At 42.6% G+C, this 18,525-nt stretch carries 13 protein-coding genes and 1 pseudogene; 6 read left to right on the top strand and 8 right to left on the bottom strand.

The window, feature by feature from the left end:
- Positions 1-190: 190 nt before the first annotated feature.
- Positions 191-745: a hypothetical protein gene (locus Q4519_RS20050; RefSeq protein ID WP_303515423.1), complete on the bottom strand. Its 555-nt coding sequence runs from the start codon at positions 743-745 to the stop codon at positions 191-193.
- A 455-nt stretch (positions 746-1,200) separates the two neighbouring features.
- Between Q4519_RS20050 and Q4519_RS20045 the strand changes: the two are divergent.
- A pseudogene (locus Q4519_RS20045) lies at positions 1,201-1,551 on the top strand (IS4 family transposase); the annotation flags it as partial.
- Positions 1,552-1,823: 272 nt separating this feature from the next.
- On the opposite strand, the gene Q4519_RS20040 reads toward Q4519_RS20045, so the two are convergent.
- Entirely contained in the window at positions 1,824-2,372 is a 549-nt protein-coding gene (locus Q4519_RS20040; RefSeq protein WP_232800282.1) for an NAD(P)H nitroreductase, read from the bottom strand.
- A 139-nt stretch (positions 2,373-2,511) separates the two neighbouring features.
- Here Q4519_RS20040 and sppA point away from each other — a divergent pair, with 139 nt between their 5' ends.
- Both sppA and ansA read left to right on the top strand, forming a co-directional pair.
- Positions 2,512-4,362, top strand: coding sequence for a signal peptide peptidase SppA (sppA, locus tag Q4519_RS20035; RefSeq protein ID WP_303515418.1), 1,851 nt, complete (start codon positions 2,512-2,514; stop codon positions 4,360-4,362).
- 121 nt (positions 4,363-4,483) lie between these two features.
- A complete protein-coding gene (gene ansA / locus Q4519_RS20030) occupies positions 4,484-5,497 on the top strand; it encodes an asparaginase (RefSeq protein ID WP_232800280.1) in 1,014 nt (337 codons plus the stop codon).
- Here the strand turns inward: ansA and Q4519_RS20025 are convergent.
- Positions 5,494-5,763 (bottom strand): YeaC family protein, encoded by a 270-nt coding sequence (locus Q4519_RS20025; protein WP_232800279.1) that lies wholly within the window; start codon positions 5,761-5,763, stop codon positions 5,494-5,496. The genes ansA and Q4519_RS20025 overlap by 4 nt on opposite strands.
- 225 nt (positions 5,764-5,988) lie before the next feature.
- Here Q4519_RS20025 and Q4519_RS20020 point away from each other — a divergent pair, with 225 nt between their 5' ends.
- Positions 5,989-6,807 (top strand): DUF2989 domain-containing protein, encoded by an 819-nt coding sequence (locus tag Q4519_RS20020; protein WP_303515415.1) that lies wholly within the window; start codon positions 5,989-5,991, stop codon positions 6,805-6,807.
- A gap of 31 nt (positions 6,808-6,838) precedes the next feature.
- Here Q4519_RS20020 and msrB read toward each other — a convergent pair whose 3' ends face one another.
- On the bottom strand, positions 6,839-7,237 hold the full coding sequence (gene msrB / locus Q4519_RS20015) for a peptide-methionine (R)-S-oxide reductase MsrB (protein ID WP_232800277.1): 399 nt from the start codon (positions 7,235-7,237) through the stop codon (positions 6,839-6,841).
- 549 nt (positions 7,238-7,786) lie between these two features.
- On the opposite strand from msrB, the gene gap reads away from it, so the two are divergent.
- On the top strand, positions 7,787-8,782 hold the full coding sequence (gene gap / locus Q4519_RS20010; protein WP_232800276.1) for a type I glyceraldehyde-3-phosphate dehydrogenase: 996 nt from the start codon (positions 7,787-7,789) through the stop codon (positions 8,780-8,782).
- A 518-nt stretch (positions 8,783-9,300) separates the two neighbouring features.
- Here the strand turns inward: gap and glgX are convergent.
- From glgX to malQ, 3 genes are read right to left on the bottom strand one after another with little or no spacing between them, the layout of a single operon-like run.
- On the bottom strand, positions 9,301-11,391 hold the full coding sequence (gene glgX / locus Q4519_RS20005) for a glycogen debranching protein GlgX (RefSeq protein ID WP_303515410.1): 2,091 nt from the start codon (positions 11,389-11,391) through the stop codon (positions 9,301-9,303).
- A gap of 2 nt (positions 11,392-11,393) precedes the next feature.
- A complete protein-coding gene (glgB, locus tag Q4519_RS20000; protein ID WP_303515409.1) occupies positions 11,394-13,721 on the bottom strand; it encodes a 1,4-alpha-glucan branching protein GlgB in 2,328 nt (775 codons plus the stop codon).
- 58 nt (positions 13,722-13,779) lie between these two features.
- Complete coding sequence (malQ, locus tag Q4519_RS19995) at positions 13,780-15,978, bottom strand: 4-alpha-glucanotransferase (RefSeq protein ID WP_303515407.1); 2,199 nt, start codon at positions 15,976-15,978, stop codon at positions 13,780-13,782.
- A gap of 306 nt (positions 15,979-16,284) precedes the next feature.
- On the opposite strand from malQ, the gene Q4519_RS19990 reads away from it, so the two are divergent.
- Complete coding sequence (locus Q4519_RS19990; RefSeq protein WP_303515404.1) at positions 16,285-17,175, top strand: D-hexose-6-phosphate mutarotase; 891 nt, start codon at positions 16,285-16,287, stop codon at positions 17,173-17,175.
- Positions 17,176-17,301: 126 nt separating this feature from the next.
- Here the strand turns inward: Q4519_RS19990 and nadA are convergent, their stop codons facing one another.
- Entirely contained in the window at positions 17,302-18,342 is a 1,041-nt protein-coding gene (gene nadA / locus Q4519_RS19985) for a quinolinate synthase NadA (RefSeq protein WP_232800271.1), read from the bottom strand.
- Positions 18,343-18,525 lie beyond the last annotated feature (183 nt).

Raw genomic sequence — 18,525 nt, 5'->3', positions numbered from 1 at the left:
AATCTCCTCATGGTTGGAGACTTGATCTTATTCTTCGTGCTAGGGGATTAGAATGCGGGGTTTATGATGCGCTTACGCATTAACTGCCTTTCACCAGCAATGATATTTGTGAGCACACTATAAAAATCCAGCTAATTAAACCCCGCTTCTAAACCTGCACTAATAAGTGGCCATCCTGTATTTTTTTATTTTAATCGTAGTAATCAGATTTAGGTAATCTAGATATGGCATGAATAAGGTCGACATATTCTTTCCTTGTTTTTTCTGTACATTTATCTAGCATTGCTTTCAGACTAAGAATTTCAGCATTTAACTGTTTGAATAAGTAACTCTCTGCACAAAATATCCATGAGTCATCACCAGCCCATAAACACCACTGCTCGCTTTCCCCAATCATATAAAAGGACATAATGTCAGTTTCTTCTGTAAAGAAATTAAAAGCCTCCCAGCTATTTTCAATTTCACATCCCAGCCACCAAAATTTACCATTTAAGCCACGCTCAAAATCCTCCACTATTATCAGCTTTTTATCTCCAACTAATTCCGCCAGAGGCAATATAACAGCAGAAAACTCTGCTTCATTTAGCCAATAAAAAATGTCGTACTCATTGAAATGGCAATTAGCAACACCGCCTATCCAGTTTTCTTTCAATCCCCCTCTTACCTTACCATTTACATTAAATATATTTTTTGTTATGTGAGCTGCCAAAGCACTAGCTTTCTCCGTAGTTAAGTCTTTTATCATAATGGAAACCTTACTTTATATATCTTTTGAAGATTTTGGTCTTTGAAAACCCAATCTCGGCGTGCCAGGCAGGTAGTTTCCTATTTCACCTGCTGATGGATGAAGCTCAACTTTAGTACCATCTGGCAATTGTTTAGCTTTTCTTTCTCCCTTATCGTAAAGCTGCTTCCCGTCTAAGCCATTGTAAGCATCCTCTGCACTTTCCCCTTTGAGCTACCTAGCTTCGCCTGCCGTCCTTTCAATAAAAAGAGCCTTTCCTGTCTTATTTTTTCCTAAATACATACCTCTGGAACTGGGTTATCACAGCATGACTGCTGCTCCTACTTGTCTTTCACCTTCTTGAACAAAAGGCTAAAGTGGCCGGGCGTAGTACATACTTTCGCCATCTAGTGCAGGAAGCTGGTGCTAAGGCACTCTATTTATTGGTAATAAAAAGTGCCTGTCCTGTATTTACCTACGCCAAACGGATGCAAATCGAAGAATCATTTCGGGACTTAAAAAGCCCTGCTTATGGCTTTGGCTTACGCCATTGCCGGAGTCGCAGCACGAAACGATTGGATATTTTGCTACTCATCAGCCTGTTGGCTGAGGTTGTGTTTTGGTTTATTGGACTGATTGCTAGGCAGCAAAATTGGCAATATCAGTTTCAAGCTAACACCATCAAAACCCGCCATGTTTTATCAATAACACGGCTCGCAAAAGAGGTGCTAAGGCGGCGGGACCACCGAATAAGTAGCGCAGATATACAGTGGGCAATCTGCGAATACACACGGGTGATCCATCAAACAGCGATGCTTAAATTATGAGGGGATCCGTCAGCGCCTTGGGTTTTCATTTACATTAAAAACATTTGTTGTGATGTGGGAGGCCAACGTCCTAGCTTGCTCGGAAGTGAAATCTTTTATCATAATGAAAACCTTATTTTAATACCCTTTGAACCTTTTGATATCTGAAACCCAAGTGTCCCTTCCCGCGCGCACCTAAAGATCCTAAAACAGCGGAATTCTAATGCTAAACAAGTTATTTAACTGACTAAAGCCGGCTTAGCCAGCTTTTTTGTATGTCACTATATTCACCCCTATAAGTGAGAGACAAAATCATCGACAAGTAGCGTTTTCGGCGCTGAAGGCTCGGTCACTGGCGTGCCAATATATAAAAAACCCACTAAACTTTCATTTTCGGCCAAGCCTAAGCCCTGCTCTACCATGGCGTTATAGCATAAATCGCCGGTGCGCCAAACGCCGCCATAGCCCATGGCTTGCGCCGCCATTTGCATAGCATGCACGCAACACCCAGCGGAAATAATTTGCTCTATCTCTGGCACTTTATGCTCTTTGGTCACCTTGGCAATAATACTAATCACAACGGGCGCCCGCTGTGGCATGTTTTGCGCTTTTTGTAGCGCCGCCTCATCTGCTCCTTGCGCTTGCATGGCTTGGTAGTAAATATCCCCTAAACGTAATAGGCCATCACCTTGGGCCACAATAAAACGCCACGGCTGCAGGCTACCATGATCAGGGGCACGTAATCCCGCTTGCAAAATAGTTTCAAGTTCACAGCTATCGGGTGCAGGGGCGGCTAAACGCGGACAAGAACGACGTTTTAGTAACAAATCCATGGCTAACATATTGCGACTCTTCTTTACTAAATAGGAATCAATATCATAATAGCTGGCAGGTTAAGATGAAACCTTTACCACAAAGAGTTTTTTCTCAACCCGTTATTTAGTAAAGTGACCCCTTCAAACCACTAATGGAAAACTTATTGTGCGTGTTATCAAATGGATATTTAGGGCAATTGCCAAAACAATTAATTTTACGCGATTATTGGTATTAAATTTAATTTTCCTCGGAGTTATCGCCGTTGTGGTGTTGTCATTTAACAGCGAGGAGACGATTAATGTGCCGCAAGGTGCTGCGCTTAATTTAGATCTCAGTGGCCAAATAGTCGAAGAGCGTCGCCCTGCTGATCCTTTTCAAGAAATATCCAATGAAGTATTTGGCAAAGATCCCAACGAGTTTCGTGAGATTGCACTCAGTGATGTGATCCACGCTATTCGCTTTGCACAATCTGATAATCGCATTACCGCACTAGTGCTTAGCCTTGAAAACCTACAAGGCACCGGCATGAATAAGTTGTTTGAAATTGGTGACGCACTCGAGAAGTTTAAAACCAGTGGTAAGAAAATCTATGCCTACGGTGATTTTTATAGCCAAAGCCAATATTACTTAGCCAGCTATGCCGATAATTTAATGCTTAACCCGCAAGGCGCGATTGCGCTGCAGGGCTTAGGCGTGTATCGCCTGTACTTCAAATCAGCAATTGAGAAGCTTGATATTACGCCTCATGTATTCAAAGTAGGCACTTACAAATCGTTTGTTGAACCTTATACGCGCGATAGCATGTCGGCGCTAAGCAAAGAGGCTAACTTACACTGGCTTAACCAATTGTGGAATGCCTATGTCAGCCAAGTTGCTGAGCGCAGAAAAGTGTCACATGATGCCATTTCACCCAATATAGACAGCTACTTAGAGCGTTTAAAAGCGGTGCAAGGCGATCAAGCAGCTTATGCTAAAGCATCAGGCTTAGTGGATGAGCTAAAAAGCAGCCAAGAAGCTCGTCAATTCTTAATGGCTAATGTTGGAGAGAATGCCGCGGGAAGTGATTACTTACAAATTAGTTTAGATAGTTACCTTGGCGCGATCCCTCCTTTATTTAATTATCAGGAACAAGGCCAAGATAAAATTGCGGCGATATTTGCCAGCGGCCAAATTATGAATGGCGAACAACCTGTTGGTGTGATTGGTGGCGATACTTTATCTCACTTACTCAACGAAGCACTGATGGACTCACAAGTTAAAGCGGTGGTACTGCGTTTAGATTCACCGGGCGGCAGCGCATTTGCTTCTGAGCAAGTAAGGCAACAAGTTCTTGCACTTAAAGCGGCCAATAAGCCCGTGGTGGTTTCGATGAGTAGTACCAGTGCTTCAGGTGGCTATTGGATAGCATCTGCAGCCAATGAAATTGTCGCTTCGCCCGTTACGTTAACTGGCTCTATCGGCATTTTTGGCATGTTTGCCACCATAGAGAATGCACTCGCAAAAATGGGCATCACCAATGATGGCGTTGGCACCCATGCGCTAAGCAGCGTTGATATCACGCGGCCATTGCCATCATACATGAAACAAATTGTTCAGCTGAGCATTGAAAATGGTTACCAGCAGTTTATCAATGTAGTGGCCCAAGGGCGTAAGATGACACCAGCACAAGTTGATAGCTTAGCCCAAGGCCGCGTTTGGACCGGAAAAGATGCACTAGAGAAAGGCTTAGTTGATCACTTAGGTGGCTTTGATGTCGCGATGAGCCGCGCTGCAAACTTAGCAGAGCTGGATGCGTTTGAAGTAAAAGTGATTCGCCCAGAGCTCAGTGTAAGGGAGCAGTTCATGGCGGATTTAATGGCCAAAAGCGCGCAATTTGCCCAGCAGAGCTTAGTGAGCTCGCCAATGCTAAGACAAATTCTTAACGCCGTTGATGAGCAAGCCGCGCCGCTTGCAAACTTTAATGATCCGAAAGGGATTTATGCCTTGTGCCCCGCTTGTGAGCAGATCAAGCTGTAATAGAGAAATAATCAACAATTCATCTATTTTATAAAGCCCAGCCCTGCTGGGCTTTTTAGTTTTTATACCAAGCTCTATACTTCAACCTAATTAGTTTAATAATTAACTCAAGGGGTATTTTTTGGATAAAAAGTCTATATACATCGCATACACTGGTGGAACCATCGGTATGCAGCGATCTAGTCAGGGTTACATTCCTATTGCGGGTGCGCTGGCTCAAAATATTGCCGCCATGCCGGAGTTTTTTCGCGCAGAAATGCCAGATTTTACCATCCATGAATACAGTCCACTGATTGATTCATCCAACATGTGCCCCGCAGACTGGCAGCGCATCGCTGATGATATCGCTGCAAACTATCAACAATACGATGGCTTTGTCATTTTACATGGTACAGACACCATGGCTTTTACCGCTTCTGCACTTTCATTCATGTTTGAAAATTTGAGCAAGCCAGTCATAGTAACCGGATCACAAATTCCACTTACAGAGCTTCGCTCTGACGGCCAAAGTAACTTATTGAATTCACTTTACATTGCTGCTAATTATCCGATCCCAGAAGTCAGTTTGTTTTTTAACAACAAACTATTTCGTGGTAATCGCACCACCAAAGTTCATGCAGACGGCTTTGAAGCCTTTGGCTCGCCCAACTTTGATCCTTTACTTGATGTCGGTATCAATATTCGTGTGGTCGCTGGTTCGTTGTTAGCGCCACAAAATTCGCCATTAACCGTGCGCACCATTACACCTCAACCGATCGGGATCGTTACCTTGTACCCAGGGATCGCATCTGAGGTGATCGGAAACATGCTGCAACAACCTGTAAAAGCATTGATTTTATTGAGTTATGGCGTTGGAAATGCACCGCAAGATGAAGCCTTACTTAATCAACTTAAGCAAGCCCAAGCGCGAGAAATCATCGTGATAAACTTAACCCAATGTTTAAAGGGCAAAGTGAATATGGGGGGATATGCAACGGGGAACGCATTGGCTCAAGCTGGCGTAATCAGTGGCTCTGACATGACCAAAGAAGCAGCGCTCGCCAAACTTCACGCCCTATTAAGTCAAGAATTAAGCTTTGATCAAGTGCGTCAGCAAATGCAGTTAAGCTTAAAAGGTGAGTTAACAGCAGGCTAGTCCTGCTGTTTGATACTGATTTTTTCTTTGTACTGTTGTTTAAGCTCAGACTTGCTCTTCATGTGCATTTCGCCGCCTTTAGCAACAGTAAAATGTTCTGGCGCCTCATTAAACTGTGCTTGCCAAGCAAAAACGCCTTGCAGAGCGTATTCTTTTTGTTCTTTAGTCAATGGGTTACCATCAAACCATTTACCTGTTTCCACTGCAGTTTTAAGGCGTTCATACACTTCAGGGCTCATATTTTTTATCAGGTTGTCAAATGACATAAGTAAGTTTCCATTCTATTGCGATTACCACGCTATGATGCACCAAACAAGGGAACCAGTCACCCTTGTATTTAGTTATGCTAAGTGTTCAGCAATTTTCAATTGAAACAAACTATATTTATTGATTATGAGGTATGATTTAAAGGTTAAATGTCTCTATATTAGGGCTCCAGCTTGAACTAGACTCATCCCCATCTATTGATAAATAGTGAATTGGCTTTATACATGATCAAACACATTGGATTTATCCTATTACCATGCCTAATGCTGTTAGCTGGTTGTGAAAAACAACAAAGCATAAAGAGCATTTGCAGTGACACCCCAGAGCTGTGTAACGATTTAAACACCGATGATGGCTGGTGTCGCAATGAGCGCGCCGATGTGATACGCAGTCGTAATGAAGTTAAGGACCCTAATATTGCAACGGATTTAGCGCAATATCATCTTTTAAGAGACTTTCAAACCTATAAAAAATGCATTGAAAAAGCAGCGCTAGTTGAGCCCATTGTTTACAAAGAAAAGAAAGTGGGCAGAGTCAATGCCTTAGTCACCGCTGAAACGGAAATTGAGCGTCTTGAACAAGCAACAGCTAATTCCAGTGAGCCACACCTTGCTTATTACCACTGGCGCGTCCGTGGCGATCAAGCGGCAAAAGCACGCTTTATGGCGGTGGAAGACTCGCCCGCTCTCGATGAGCCTGAAATCGCGTTGGCTATGGCCAGTTACTATTTTGAACGCGATTCGGATAAGACCTTTAAATTGCTATACCGTGCTATCAGCAATTATAAGAATGAACTGCCGCCGGGGAGCATTTTCAATTCACTGACCACATTGCACCTAAAAGAAAAGCATTATGAAGAAACTTATATTTGGATGCATGTTGCGAAAGAGCTAGGTAATAAAGAAGTTAACCTGCGAACCCTTGAACGCTACCGCACCTTTAATGACGAAGAAAAAGCCAAACTAGATCAACATGCACTGCTATTGGCTGAAAAAATAGCGGAAGGTAAATTTATGCCGGCGGATGCTAAATTCAAATTTTAGCATCCGCGGTTAATCACCAAAGCCTGTATCTTCAGGCTTTGTCCTTAGCGGTAGCCGAACTAAAATTCATGCTTACTGAATTAATACAATAGCGCTTGTGCGTCAGTGTCGGGCCATCATCAAACACATGGCCTAAGTGGGCGTGGCATTCACTGCATTGCACTTCTACACGAGTCATGCCATGACTATGATCTTCTAGATAATGAATTGCATTATCTAACGCTAAATCAAATGAAGGCCAACCACAGCCAGAGTCAAACTTATTTTCCGACGCAAACAATGCTTGTCCACAACATACGCAGTGGTAAGTTCCGGTATCTCTATTGTGTAACAACTGCCCACTAAAAGGGGCCTCTGTGCCTTTTTCGAAGCAGATTTTATATTGCTCGGGGGTGAGTTTATCACGCCAGAACGCCGCAGGTTTAGACATAAAAAACGCCTCGCTGTTAATAATAAAAGTAAAGTAGGTTTTTGTTCATCTTTGAAAGTATATTCGACTATGAAAACCTTCAAGAAAAAATAGTACAACTAAGCTAATCATATTATTTTTCATAAGGTAATACGTTACCAATATGCACCTTGGTTCCACTGCAAACTTAATTCATGTAGTAAAAAAACTTGCAAAACAGCCTCATTTGGCTTAAATTTTATCTAAATTCTGTAACATTACTAACTTATTGTTAGTTACTTTCATTTTCCTACATTTCACATATTGTCACCTGCTTGTCGTGAATCAACAAGTAGCTTACGAGCAAAAATTAACACTTGTTGTTCATTCTGAGATGAATTAATGTAGGAAAATAACGAAAGGCAATGCTTAAAAACGACAAAAACACGGTTTTTTTCCATTTTAAGCATTGCAAATGAAAGGATTTAACATCAAAGGCGTAAGTTTGATACGAATCAAGTTTAACAGCCTTTGATTTAGGTAGTATCACCACAGTTTCCAGTTAAAACAAACCTGTAAGGATCTTAAAAGATGACTATTAAAGTAGGTATCAACGGCTTCGGTCGTATCGGACGTTTTGTATTCCGCGCTGCACAAGAGCGTAACGACATCGAAGTTGTAGGTATTAACGATCTAATCGACGTTGATTACATGGCATACATGCTTAAGTACGACTCAACTCACGGCCGTTTCAACGGTACTGTTGAAGTTGAAGGCGGTAACCTAATCGTTAACGGTAAAACTGTACGTGTAACAGCTGAGCGTAACCCTGAAGACCTAAAATGGGATGCAATCAATGTTGACGTAGTTGCTGAAGCAACGGGTCTTTTCCTAACAGACGAGACTGCACGTAAGCACATCACTGCTGGTGCTAAGAAAGTTGTTCTAACTGGTCCTTCTAAAGACGCAACTCCAATGTTCGTTATGGGCGTAAACGATTCAACTTACGCTGGTCAAGACATCGTTTCTAACGCTTCTTGTACTACTAACTGTCTAGCACCTATTGCTAAAGTACTAAACGACAAGTTCGGTATCGAATCTGGTCTAATGACTACAGTTCACGCTACAACAGCAACTCAAAAAACTGTTGATGGTCCTTCTGCTAAAGACTGGCGCGGTGGTCGTGGTGCTTCTCAAAACATCATTCCATCTTCAACTGGTGCAGCTAAAGCGGTAGGCGTTGTTCTTCCAGAGCTAAACGGCAAACTAACTGGTATGGCTTTCCGTGTACCAACTGCTAACGTTTCTGTAGTTGACCTAACTGTTAACCTTAAAGAGTCTGCTACATACGAGCAAATCTGTGCAGCAATGAAAGAAGCTTCTGAAGGCGAGCTTAAAGGTGTTCTAGGTTACACTGAAGACCAAGTTGTTTCTCAAGATTTCATCGGTGAAGTTCAAACTTCAGTATTCGATGCTAAAGCGGGTGTTGCGCTAACTGACAAATTCGTTAAAGTTGTATCTTGGTACGATAACGAAATCGGTTACTCAAATAAAGTTCTAGACCTAATCGCTCACATCTCTAAGTAAGCATTAGTTCTTAAGAATAGATAAAACCCGCCAAGTGCGGGTTTTTTTGTACCTCAATTTAGACTAACGAAATCGGACTCATGTAACACGGCAAACAAAGTGCTAGACCTAATCAGTCAACTCTCTGTGATGCACCAAAACAATAAGCGACAGTTTTTGAATATTTGGATAAACCCTAATTATGGACTTCAAGAAAAGATTGCAGCTTACTGGAATAAAACAAAAATAAGCCACTAAATAAAATAAGCAATACAAAAATAAGCAATACAAAAATAAGCAATACAAAAATAAGGGATATCTGATATTGGTGGTCAGAGTCAAGCAAGGCCATACTGTAAAAAGCACCACAAATTAACAAATAGCTAATCAAAGACAAGGCCTCTTTAGTACGATTCATTTTATAGGCAAGCCCACAAGAGCAGCGTAATATTTGTCCAGTGAAATACATTCTAGTTTGTGCAGCAAAGCCTAGTCTCATATTAATTTGGCAACTTGGACATGTAAAATGACACTTCATACTATTCTGGAATAAACTCTTTGGCGGTTAACAGCATGATTGAATTGGCAAAGCTAGTGCCGTTCTTTGGCATAACTTGGTTAGATTGCATCAACATGCCATCGTTAACTGAGGTGTCCATAACCAATTGCCAATTAACTAAGCTCTCTTTAATGGCTGGAAATTCAACAGACACATCATACTCAGAAGCATTAAAAACTAATAGCCAATGCTCTTCTGATGATTCAAGTTCAAGCTGTAACACTTGCGCAGTGGCACTATGCCATTGGCTTTTTTGCATAAAATGGCCATCAGGATGATACCAGCGCGCCTCAACTGCATCGCGATGCAGCTCAAAGCCATCGTCCACTAAACTAAGCTGCGAGAATACACTCGACTGTAAGCGAAATTGAATCATTTGCTGAGTAAATGCAAGCTCGGCTTGTTTGGTACTGTCTAAACTCCAATCAACCCAACTTATTTCATTATCTTGGCAATAGGCATTGTTATTACCTTGCTGAGTACGTCCCATTTCATCACCAGCTAAAAAATGGGGGGTTCCTTGAGACAAAAACAAAGTAGCAATTAAATTACGCTTTAATTGCGATCGGGACTGCTTAACCCGCGAGTCAAAACTAGGTCCTTCCACCCCGCCATTACTTGATAGATTATGACCATGGCCGTCACGACTGTTTTCGCCGTTTGCTTGATTGTGACGATTCTCATAGCTGACTAAATCTTCAAGGGTAAAACCGTCGTGATAACATAAGTAGTTAACACTACTATGAATACTGCGTTTGTTTTTTGGGAAGATATCACGAGAGCCCAAGATCCGAGTGGCAAATTCAGCAATTTGACCTGAATCTCCGCGCCAAAAAGCACGAATATTGTCTCGATAACGATCGTTACACTCATACCAATTACTTGGGAACTGCCCCAATCGGTAACCCCCATGGCCAATATCCCATGGCTCAGCAATTAACCGCACCTGGCTCAAAATAGGATCTTGGAATAACGCTTTAAAGAATGCGCTATAAGGTTCAAAACAGCCTCTTTCACGTGCTAATGTAACCGCTAAGTCAAAGCGAAAACCGTCTACTTGCATCTCGGTGCTCCAGTAACGCAGAGCATCTAGGGTCAGCTTCAGAGCCCAAGGTAAATCAAGGTTAACAGTATTACCACAACCGGTAAAATTAGCATGCCGCTTCGGTAAATCAGGGCTATCCATGTTATCAAAATAGTAATAACTATTTTCAGCTAGCCCCTTATAACTTAATACTGGACCTCCATCGCCTCCCTCCGCCGTATGGTTAAACACCACATCAAGAATAACCTCGATGCCAGCGGCGTGAAACTGGCGCACCATGGTTTTAAATTCGACAACAGCATCATTTATGGAATAACGCGGATCCGGAGCAAAAAAATTGATGGGGTTATAACCCCAATAATTAGTTAAATTTAACTCCATCAGTCGCGGCTCAGCCATAAAACTTGCCACCGGCATGATCTGGACCGATTTAATTCCCAGCGACGTCAAGTGTGCAATCACACAGGGATGACTTAATCCAAGATAAGTACCGCGTAACTCAGCAGGAACCTTAGGGTTAAGCCAAGTGAAGCCTTTAACATGAAGCTCATAAAGGATCACATCACTGTCTTTAAGCCTTGGCTTTTTCACACCTTGCCAATCAAAGCTATCATCCACTACCACAGACTTAGCAACCCAACAATGATTGTTAGGCTGCTCTATCTCTGGGCGCCATTCCAGTGCTTGATTTAAAGCTTTAGCATAAGGGTCAATTAATAATTTGTTATGAACATTGGGATCATCAGATTCAACCACGTAGCCATAGTTTTGCCCAGCTTTGACCCCTTCAATAAAAGTAGACCAGAACTTTCCGCGCTTTTCTATCAACTTGAATCGTGTTATCTCTTGATTATTTTGATCAAATAACAGCAGCCAAATGCGACTACTGTTACTGTAGATAGAAAAATTACAACCCGTATCTGTCAGCTCAGCCCCTAAAGGCAGGATCCGCCCTTCTGATTGCAGAAAGTGATGCGCTCTAGGCTTGCATTCCTGAGGCGCGTACTGACTTGATACTAGATTCATAATTATGCCTTTTTACGCAAGTAAATGGTTGCCAGTGGCGGCACATCAATTAACAAAGAGTGAGGCTGACCTTGGTGAGCTAATTCGCTGCTATTAAAGATCATTCCAGCATCGTAGTTACTGCCCCAGTAATATTTACTGTCGGTATTAATTACTAACTCGTATTCGCCAGCAGTGGGCACACCAACTCGATATTGCTCTCGCGGCATAGGAGTAAAGTTAGATAAAACAATCACTTGGTGAGTTTTATCTAAATTTTGACGCATAAAGGCGTACATTGAATGGTCGCCATCTTGGTGGTCAAGCCAGACAAAACCTTGCGGCTGGTAATCGGCCTCATACATTGCACTTTCATTTTTATAAAAGTGGTTGAGATCTTTACAAAGCAATTGATGACCTTGATGTTTGTCAAACTCAAGTAACCACCAACCAAGTTGCTCGTTATGGTTCCACTCAAATGATTGCGCCAACTCATTCCCCATAAAGTTTAATTTTTTACCTGGGTGCGCAAACATAAAACCAGCATATGCACGTAAATTAGCTGCAGCCTGCCATTCATCTCCAGGCATTTTGCCTAGTAACGACTGCTTACCATGAACCACTTCGTCATGGGATAATGGCAAAATAAAGTGTTCATTGTAGTGGTAGACCATTGAGAAGGTCATTTCATTATGATGATATTTACGATACATAGGATCCGTTGACATGTACTCTAATGAGTCATGCATCCAGCCCATATTCCATTTAAAGCCAAAGCCTAGGCCTCCTTCAAATGTCGGTTTAGATACGCCAGCAAAAGCCGTTGACTCTTCAGCAATGGTCATAGCATGAGGGAACTGTGAATATACTTCCTCATTAGTCCAGCGTAACAAGCTGATCGCCTCGTAATTATGATTACCACCATCAACGTTGGGCACCCATTCACCTTCATTGCGTGAATAATCCCAATATAACATTGAGGCAACCGCATCAACACGTAGGCCATCAACATGAAACTTATCGATCCAAAATAATGCACTAGCAACCAAAAATTGGCGAACATTGTCATTACCAAAATCGTAGATGTAGGAGTTCCAATCTGGATGCCAGCCACGGCGTGGGTCTTCATATTCGTACAATGGCGTCCCATCAAAACGTGCTAAGCCATGTGGATCAGATGGGAAATGTGCAGGAACCCAGTCAATGATCACACCTATATCGTTCTGGTGACATAAATCAACAAAGCGTTTAAATGCATCAGGATCACCAAAGCGGCTAGTTGGAGCAAACATGCCAACAGGCTGATAACCCCAAGAACCATCAAATGGAAACTCAGAGACCGGCATTACTTCAATATGGGTATAACCCATTTCTTTAATGTATTGAATTAGTTCAACCGAAAGTTCATCGTAAGTTAAAAAGCGAGAGCCTTTCTTGTCATCCGGCTTACGACGCCAAGAGCCTAAGTGCACTTCATAAATATTCATCGCACTGTAGCGTTTGTCATTTTTTTGCGACGCTATCCATGCTTGGTCTTGCCATTGGTATTGCGAATGGTCATAGACAACCGAAGCATGCGAAGGGTATTGGTCAGCAAAAAAGCCGACAGGATCGGCTTTGTGCGGCAAACGATTCCCCATTGGGTCTTTCAATTCGTATTTGTACTTTTCTCCCACGCCTAAACCGGGCACAAATAACACCCAGTGGCCACATAAGCTACGTTGCATAGGGTGCTTGCGACCATCCCAATGGTTGAAATCACCAATTAAACTGACACTACTGGCACTTGGTGCAAATACCGCAAAACGAGTACCAATAATTGCTTCGCCATTAAGCTCTAACGACATGATTTGCGCGCCGAGCACTTGGTACAAGTTTTGTGGTCGATGGGTCATGGTGCTCAGCCCAGCATACGCTTGTTCATGAAATTGGTACGGGTCAATAAAGCGATGGCTATCACCCTTGGCATAGCTAGCCACTAACCGATAATTAAATTTTTCTTGCGCTTTAGGAAATGCGTATTCAAAAATACCTTCGTTACCAATCTTGTTTAAAGTCGCAATAGGCTTAGCGTCATCTTCTAAACCATAAACCTCAACAGAGGTAGCATCGGGTAACCAAGTACGTAATAAAAACCCCTGTTTCAGGGGCAATAGGCCTAAATGTTCAAATGGATGGCTCAAGCATGCACTTTCTAATGTTGTCAGTAATGGGTGGGCACTTTCTTTTTTCTTCACTGGGCGCTCAGCTATATCAGACTGCTTAGCGTTAGCTGGGGTTGTCGTTTCAGTATTTTTTGCTTTACGGGTTGCACGCGTTGTTTTTTTAGCGGTTCTCGAGGTTGTCGTCATATCGTACTCTAATCGTTAAAAATCAATTGGTAATGTTAATTAACATTACCATGAGAGGTTATTCAGCTGCGTTACTGCGTGCATCACTGATATTTTTACTGAGTTGTTGGATCTGCGGCTGACTAAAAATATCATCCAGATCGCAACTTAATTTGCGGCGCCAATTCGGATACTCATCACTGGTTCCTGGCACATTGACAGGCTTATCCATTTCCAGAAAATCTTCTAACTGTAAACTAAGCAGTAAAGATTTAGCGTGCGCCAAATGTTGCTGGATACCAAAGCTTAAATCACGATCCATACCAACAAAGTCAACACATTCAGAAATGTGTGAAGGTAAAGCTTGATGGCCAAATAAGCTATTTAACATCATTTGTTTAGACTGATGGCGATCAGATATTAGCTGATCTACAAGCTCCTGAGATGGATATAAACCTAAGGTTTTACCTAAGGTTAAATCGTCGCAGTGCCAATATCCCTTTAACGTTGGCATGTCATGCGTCACCACCGTAGCCATTGCTTGTTCGGGGTAGTGAGAAGGTGAGATATAACCGCCATCAGCCGCTGTTTCAAAGCAAAATACCCGATATGAGTAAACGCCTGAATTTTTCAACAATTCATCCATACCATCTGGCACAGTACCTAGATCTTCACCTATAACAAGACATTGATTACGTTGACTTTCGAGAGCTAGGATAGCCAGCATTAACTCAACAGGATAATATACATACACCCCATTAGCAGCGTCATCGCCTGCTGGTACCCACCACAGCCTCAACAAAGCCATGACGTGATCAATACGCAAAGCACCGCAGGCTTTCATATTAGATTGTAATAACTTGATAAAGGCATGAAAGCCATTCTCAACTAAACGCGCAGGATCAAGTGGCGGCAGCCCCCAATTTTGCCCACGGGGCCCTAGCACATCAGGCGGAGCCCCCACAGTTGCTTGAGTGCAATAATCTTGTTTGTTGGCCCATATTTCACTGCCACCCGAGGCAACGCCCACCGCTAAATCACGGTATATACCTATCTCCATTGCTAGAGATTGAGCAAGCTCATCTGCTTGAGTTAATTGCTCATCGGCTAGCCATTGTAAATAAGCCCAGAACTGAACCTCATCTGGATGCTGCTCATGCCACTCGAACACTTCGCGACTATGATAATCCTGTAACGCTTCTGGCCAGGCAGGCCACCCCCAAGCGTTAGCATCCTGTTTCAATAGTGATTCATGCAGTGCATCAAATACTGCTTGCTGCATCAACGCGTCGCCTTTATCAGCAACAAACCGCTGAAAAGCTTGGCCTCGCTGACTGTTATTTTCGATATCGTGCTTGAAGGTTTGATAAGCTAGCTTAAGCGTGCTCAACTTTAATTCATGCACCAAGGCATAATCGACATCATCAACACAACGCGCATAAGCCAGCTTGTCTTGAAATAGGCGACTGTTAAACAACGTTTGTGCCGCTTCACTGGCCATAAACTCAGGCACAGCTGCCACATCAATATATATGATATTCAGCCATTGCCGTGAAGATGGGCTATACGGGCTGGCATTATTTGGCATCATGGGATACAAGGCATGAATAGGATTTAACCCGACAAAGTCACCACCCTGTTGTTTAATCTGTTTTAGTAGATGCTTTAAATCACTAAAGTCACCAACGCCCCAGTTAGCTTTATTGCGAACCCCGTATAGCTGAACACTTACACCCCAAATTCGTTTTCCAGCAGCCATTGCTTCAGGTGTAAAACAGGCTCGCGGCGCAATAATCACTCGACTAATACCAAGGGCATCTTCTACTTGAGAATCAAAAATGCGTAAATCGTGATAGCCCATTTCTAGCTTCACTGGCAATGCTATAGAATAGGCTTGAAACTCAACATCATCAAAATGCTCAATGGCCAGTAACTGCCCATCAACAGGGCAAAACTCTCCCTTTAATATTGCACCTGATTCCGTTTCAATCTCATAGATGAGGGTTTCAGCAACAAACTCCATTGGAAGTTTGAGCTCAAACTGCAGAGACTCATCAACATAGGCCAAAATGACAGGGTCAAGGCTCGATAGCCAATGCTCTTTTATCGCATCATTCACCTCGGACTCTAACCGTTCAGGGGCTACATCACAGCCCATCGCAGCTAAAATACGAGCAACTACTTCAGGGCTAGCTTGTGTTTCACAACCCCACGCGTCCGTATAATGAGGGTCAATTCCTTTAATACTGGCAAGATTTTCAAGTAGACTTTCAGACATACCACTCCCATTTTGACGCTGAGCCATTAATAAAATTAATAATAAACTTAAAAGATGGAGCTTATATTACGTACCTAAAGAAAAAACATTGAGTATTATGGCGCAGTTTCAAAATTATCTTATTTCTCGCCGCTATCCTTGTCACATAACCGAGTTAGAGTTTGATTTAAAACAAACAAAGCCATTGCGCAGCTGCTGTTCATAACGACTCTCACTGGTAGAATAGATCCCAATTAGCTTAATCCATCATTGTCTTTTTTATCAACTAACAATTAAAGCATAATTTTCAATGCTATATGAGGTTTTATGATAGACCATTTAAAATTAACGACAAAACAACCTTTATCGCCATCTGTCCAACTAATGACAGACGAAAACCAAATAGAATTTGTCAGTATCGCTCACCCTAAGGCGCAAGCCTGCTTTACATTACACGGCGCTCATTTGATCCATTTTCAGCCAACCGGTAAAGCCCCAGTTATTTGGTTAAGTAAAACCGCCATTTTTGATAATAACAAGGCCATTCGCGGCGGCGTTCCCATCTGTTGGCCTTGGTTTGGCGCGCCTGCGGCTGAGCTAGGAAGTGGCTTACCGTCTCATGGCTTTGCCCGTAATAGCCAATGGCAACTAGGGGATATATCGGAAGACGATTCTGCTGTTACGATTAATTTTAAGCTGGTCGATACGCCTGCGACACAAGCTCTTTGGCCACACTCGTTTGAATTAACTTTAACGGCCACTATCGGAGACTCTGTGCAACTTAGTCTCACCACGAAAAATACCGGTAATGAATCATTAAGCTACCTTGCCGCCCTTCACAGCTACCTGAATATATCAGCGCCTGAAAAAACCAGTGTGGCAGGTTTAGGTCCTACCTATGTCGATAGCTTGGACAATAAATACATGAAAAATGGCGCAGAAAAATTATCCATCGCGGGACCAATTGACTCTCTTTATATTGAGCCAACAGATAAAGTGACATTAACGGATAGCGGTTATGATCGCGAGCTTGCAATACAAAGCAGTGGACACGATACCATCGTTGCTTGGACGCCTTGGATTGAAGGCGCAAAAGGTATGGCTGATATGCCTGATGACGGCTACCAAACAATGCTGTGCTTGGAAGCAGCGATCACTGGAACAGCCATAGAAATTGCTCCAGGGCAAAACCATGTACTAAGCACATCTATTAGTTAAACTCATCGATTAATTATGCTAACCAAACAGCATAAAAAACGTGTTTGGTTACAACAACATAGATGAAGTAAAGCACAAAGAAAAAGGGGCCAAATTTAATTTGGCCCCTTTTTCTTTAAATCATTGCTACTTATTACTCGCAGCAAATGACAACATCCGATCAAGTGGGATCATTGCCTGCTTAGCAAGCTCTGGGTCAACAAATACTTCATGCCCAGTAGCATCAATTAATGACTTCTCAATAGCTTGTAAGCCATTCATCGCCATCCAAGGACAATGGGCACACGTGCGACAAGTTGCGCCACTGCCTGCAGTAGGCGCTTCTATTAATTCTTTATCTGGGCAAGCTTGCTGCATTTTATAAAAAATGCCTCGGTCTGTTGCCACTATTAGTTTTTTGTTAGGCAGCGTATTCGCAGCTTTGATCAACTGACTCGTTGAACCGACAGCATCGGCTAATTCAACAATATTGGCCGGTGACTCAGGGTGAACCAACACAGCAGCATCTGGATATACTGCTTTCATGTCTTTTAGGGCTTTCGCTTTAAATTCATCGTGAACAATACACGCACCTTGCCACATTAACATTTCAGCGCCGGTTTGCTTTTCTATGTAAGCACCTAGATGACGATCTGGGCCCCAAATAATCTTCTTACCTTCACTGTCTAAGTGCTCAACAATATCCAAGGCAATAGCAGAAGTAACCACCCAATCAGCACGAGCTTTAACCGCTGCGGAGGTATTCGCGTAAACAACAACCGTATGATCTGGGTGCTGATCGCAAAACTCAGAAAACTTATCAACCGGGCAACCTAAATCTAAAGAGCAGGTTGCTTCTAAAGTTGGCATCAACACTTTTTTATTCGGCGTTAAAATCTTAGCTGTCTCACCCATAAACTTAACACCAGCAATAATCAGGGTCTCTGCTTGATGATCTCGACCAAAGCGTGCCATTTCTAACGAGTCTGCAACATAGCCACCCGTCTCTTCTGCTAAAGCTTGAATTTCAGGATCGGTATAATAGTGAGCAATCAGCACTGCATTTTTTTCAATGAGTAATGCCTTAATGCGCGCTTTGTAAGCCTGGCGCTCTGCTTCTGATAATACAGCCGGCTTAGGCGGAAAAGGATAATCTGATTCAATAATGGCTTGTTCGATTTGGCTCATTTGCTGTCCACGTTTTAACGAGATCTAATGGACAGCATTATACACGCAGCAAGGGGAAAAACCACGAAGGCAGAAACGAAAAAACCTCGCCATAGCGAGGTTTTTGATTTGGTGGGTTGTGAAGGATTTGAACCTTCGACCAATTGATTAAAAGTCAACTGCTCTACCAACTGAGCTAACAAC

It is taken from the genome of Motilimonas sp. 1_MG-2023, assembly GCF_030547455.1.
GTDB lineage: Bacteria > Pseudomonadota > Gammaproteobacteria > Enterobacterales > CBDFNC01 > Motilimonas.
Note: the sequence above shows the minus strand (reverse complement) of the source record. Positions and strands in the feature narration are given on the sequence as shown.

What these genes read in the sequence shown, in the direction of transcription:
- malQ (WP_303515407.1), bottom strand. Translation starts at nt 15,978, where the DNA reads ATGTCTGAAAGTCTACTTGAAAATCTTGCCAGTATTAAAGGAATTGAC.
- Q4519_RS20040 (WP_232800282.1), bottom strand. Translation starts at nt 2,372, where the DNA reads ATGTTAGCCATGGATTTGTTACTAAAACGTCGTTCTTGTCCGCGTTTA.
- msrB (WP_232800277.1), bottom strand. Translation starts at nt 7,237, where the DNA reads ATGTCTAAACCTGCGGCGTTCTGGCGTGATAAACTCACCCCCGAGCAA.
- Q4519_RS19990 (WP_303515404.1), top strand. Translation starts at nt 16,285, where the DNA reads ATGATAGACCATTTAAAATTAACGACAAAACAACCTTTATCGCCATCT.
- gap (WP_232800276.1), top strand. Translation starts at nt 7,787, where the DNA reads ATGACTATTAAAGTAGGTATCAACGGCTTCGGTCGTATCGGACGTTTT.
- Q4519_RS20025 (WP_232800279.1), bottom strand. Translation starts at nt 5,763, where the DNA reads ATGTCATTTGACAACCTGATAAAAAATATGAGCCCTGAAGTGTATGAA.
- Q4519_RS20050 (WP_303515423.1), bottom strand. Translation starts at nt 745, where the DNA reads ATGATAAAAGACTTAACTACGGAGAAAGCTAGTGCTTTGGCAGCTCAC.
- Q4519_RS20020 (WP_303515415.1), top strand. Translation starts at nt 5,989, where the DNA reads ATGATCAAACACATTGGATTTATCCTATTACCATGCCTAATGCTGTTA.
- glgB (WP_303515409.1), bottom strand. Translation starts at nt 13,721, where the DNA reads ATGACGACAACCTCGAGAACCGCTAAAAAAACAACGCGTGCAACCCGT.
- glgX (WP_303515410.1), bottom strand. Translation starts at nt 11,391, where the DNA reads ATGAATCTAGTATCAAGTCAGTACGCGCCTCAGGAATGCAAGCCTAGA.
- nadA (WP_232800271.1), bottom strand. Translation starts at nt 18,342, where the DNA reads ATGAGCCAAATCGAACAAGCCATTATTGAATCAGATTATCCTTTTCCG.